The 3,276-nt window shown below is 71.5% G+C and carries 4 protein-coding genes; all 4 read left to right on the forward strand.

Annotated elements, in window-relative coordinates; all coding sequences use genetic code 11:
• Positions 1 to 28: 28 nt before the first annotated feature.
• Complete coding sequence (locus tag G6024_RS15205) at positions 29 to 571, forward strand: hypothetical protein (RefSeq protein WP_069389511.1); 543 nt, start codon at positions 29 to 31, stop codon at positions 569 to 571.
• Positions 558 to 1,079 carry a transport-regulating membrane protein Mce1N gene (locus G6024_RS15210; RefSeq protein ID WP_067713622.1) on the forward strand — a complete coding sequence of 174 codons (522 nt, stop codon included), beginning with the start codon at positions 558 to 560 and terminating at the stop codon, positions 1,077 to 1,079. The genes G6024_RS15205 and G6024_RS15210 overlap by 14 nt, the downstream gene beginning before the upstream one ends.
• The gene (locus tag G6024_RS15215) at positions 1,076 to 1,318 is read left to right on the forward strand and encodes a hypothetical protein (protein ID WP_159149089.1); all 243 of its coding nucleotides are present in this window, start codon (positions 1,076 to 1,078) and stop codon (positions 1,316 to 1,318) included. Before G6024_RS15210 ends, G6024_RS15215 begins: the two co-directional genes overlap by 4 nt.
• A gap of 252 nt (positions 1,319 to 1,570) precedes the next feature.
• Positions 1,571 to 3,276, forward strand: a 1,706-nt coding sequence (locus G6024_RS15220) for an alpha/beta fold hydrolase (protein WP_235027934.1), incomplete at its 3' end; no start/stop codon positions are given.

Consider the following 3,276-nt stretch of genomic DNA (forward strand, 5'->3'; position numbering starts at 1 on the left):
GCCCGGCGAGCCGCCCACCGACCCCGGCATCGCCCCGCCCGCCGAGCCGGCCGGTCCGCCGCCGGAGGAGATCCACACCGCGTGGGTGCTGTGGCTGGCCGCCGCCGCGTTCGGACTGCTCGGCATGCTGATCAACTCCGCGACCGCCAGCTTCGGGGACCTGCCCACCGCCACGCGGGACGCCTTCCGCGACGCGGTCGCCAACACCGGGTCCGCTGACGTCTCCGTCGAGAGCATGTTCTCCATCGCTCTGGCGGCCGGGGCGGTGCTGGCGCTCATCGTCGCCGCCGTCACCGTGTGGCTGGCCTTCCGGCTGCGAGCGGGCAAGGGGTGGGCCCGCACGATGCTCGACATCGTCGCCATCTTCCTCGTCGTCGACGCCGTGTCCGTGGTGATCGGTGTGTTCGGCGGAGTCGCGACCGCGGGGGAGCGGGGAGACGTCATCAGCTTCGTCGTCATCGCCCTCCAGATCCTCGCCGGACTGTGCGCCGCAGCCGCCGTGTGGCGCCAGCACAAGGCCGAGGCCATCCAGTACACGACCCCGGGAGGCGGCGCGCGTGCCGGCAAGTGAACCCACCGCCGCCCGGCCGGGAATCGAACCCGAGGGGCCGATCCTGTACGCCGAGGACGGCTGGAGCTGGGCCTGGATCCTCGCGGCGCCCGCGTTCTGCGCCGCTGCCGCAGGGTTCGAGCTCGCCACCGGCGCCCCGGTGCACTGGCTGATGCTCACCGTCTGCGCGATCGCGACCGCCCTCTGCCACGGCGTGATGATCGCCGCCACCCGCGTCCACGGTCGTGTCCGCCTGACCCCCGACGTGTACCTCCAGGGCACCGAGGAGCTCGAACTGCGCCGGATCGAGGAGGTGCTGCCCCTCCCCGCCGCCGACGACTCCGTAGCTTCGTGGGAGACGGCCCGACTCCTCGGCGAGCTGCGGGAGATGCCCCGCCGGCGGGCGGCTGTGGGTCTGCGACTCGACACCGGGGGCGAGGTCCGCGCCTGGTCCCGCGACCCCGCGGCCCTGCACGCCGCCCTGGCCGGCGCTGTCGACGGTCTCCCGCGCGAGCCGGGACCCGAGTGAACTCGCGTCGCCTCGGCGTGGCCGCGGTCGCCTGCGCTGTACTCGCCGTGGTGCTGTGGTGGTTCGCCAGGGACATCGTGACGGGCGCGCCGCCGGTCATCGACCCGCCCGTCGAGGGCAGCATCGAACGCATCTACACCGATCCCCGGCTGCTCCTGGCCGCGACCGTCCTGGCGGGGCTGACGATGGTCCTGACCACCCTCGCAGTCCTCCGGCGCGCCCCCCGGGTCGAATCCTGACAGATCTACTTCTGCCAGGGCTTTTTCGGGCGCAGCGAACGCCGCGGTAACGATCGGATGACGGTTTTCTGAGTGTGCCCGGGGCGGTGCGTCGTGGCGTCCGCCACAGGCTACATTTGGGGCGGTTCGGACGTATGTGACGCTCGTAAAAATGAGTGGTCGATGCGTCCGATTCGCCGGAGTGACGCCTACAGCACAGGGAAACGGGGATCGGTGCAGCCTTCCAGCACTTTCGTTGGCACCACCGCGGTCGTGGGAGCGATCGCACTTCTGGGATCGGGAGTGGCCTCGGCCGCCCAGGTCGAATGGCAGGACTGTACCGAGATGCTCGGCATCGAGGCCGAGTACGTCCCCGCCGGTCTCGAGTGCGGAACCGTCGAGGTCCCCGTGGACTACACCGCGCCCGACGCCGCCAAGACCCAGATCGCGCTCACCCGCATCAAGGCCTCGTCCGGCCAGGCGCGCTCCACCGTGTTCGGCAACCCCGGCGGGCCCGGCAACTACGCCCTGAACTTCTGGAGCCCGGCCCTCGACGGCGCCAACCCGGCCGGCCTGTACGAGAACCACGACCTCGTGGCCGTCCAGCCCCGCGGGCTGTACGGCTCCAATCCCATGGTCTGCAACGTGGACTACGTGGGCCCGAACACGGTCAACCCGCTCCACGACGCGTGCTACGGGACCGACCCCGAGTACATGAAGTCCATGACCACCGAGAACGCCGCCCGCGACATGAACGCGGTCCGCGAGGCGCTCGAGCTGGCAGAGGTCGACTACGTGGGCGTGTCCTACGGCACCGCGATCGGCACCGACTTCGCCACCCTGTTCCCCGAGGCCACCGGCCGTATGGTGCTGGACTCCAACACCCACCCCGACTGGCGTTGGAACACACAGGCAGAGCAGGGTGCGCTCGCCCAGGAGCAGCGGGTCAACGACATCTTCGCCTGGATCGCCGAGCGCGACGACTACTACGGCCTCGGGGACACCCCGCTGAAGGTCTTCCACTCCTGGAAGTGGGTCACCGACCAGGAGGTGGGCGGCCCCGCCAACCTCACCCCGCCGCCGGCGCAGACCGGCGACCTGCCCGTGGAGCTCCGCGGCAGCGCCGTCGAGAAGCCCGCGCTCGACGTGATCAACGGGACCGCCCCCGCCCGCGCACGCGTCGAGGGGTTCGCCCGCGCCGCGGCGCTGCAGGGGCTGACGAACAACGCCACCACCGGGCTCTACGACGCCACGGTCGGCGCCACCTACTCCGAGCAGGCCTGGCCGATGCTCGCCCACGTCCTCAAGTACTACAACGACGGCGGCACCATCGCGCGTGCCGACTACGAGACCGTGGCCCTGATGCTGGCCGCGCAGGAGAACCGCTCGCCGGTGTACCGCACCGACATCGAGATGAACTCGATCATCACCTGCAACGAGACCGCTGCCCCGGCCGACCAGCTGGGAGTCATCGCGGCCAAGGCCGACAAGTACACCGGCGGCAACCGCCTCACCGCCCGCGCCGCCGTCGAGGCCGCCGGCGACGACTGCGTGGGCTGGCAGCCGGTCGCCAAGACCATCAGCCCCAACGGTGACGCCCTCGACGAGAAGCCGCTGGTGCTGCACTCCGAGGACGACGCCATCACCCCCATCGCCGGCGCGCACCGCGTGGCCGAGGCCATGGGTGGCGCACTGGTCACCGTCGGTGGCGGCGACCACGGCACCTTCCGCATGGGCAACGAGGCCATCGACAAGCTCGTGATGGAGTTCCTGGAGACCGGGATCGCCGAGCCGGGCCACGTCGCGGGCAAGCCGTCGCCGGAGCCCCTGCCGAAGTGGGGCCAGGCCGAGCGCACTGCCGCCGCCCAGCAGGGCATGTCCGCTCCCGTCGACGGTGCTGACGACTGGTACGGCACCCACCGCGACGCCGGCACCGGCGACGTGAACGCCGCCGGCACCGGTTCCGTCGGGGCCCCGGC

It is taken from the genome of Dietzia maris (genome assembly GCF_014144855.1).
GTDB classification, from domain to species: Bacteria; Actinomycetota; Actinomycetes; order Mycobacteriales; family Mycobacteriaceae; genus Dietzia; species Dietzia kunjamensis.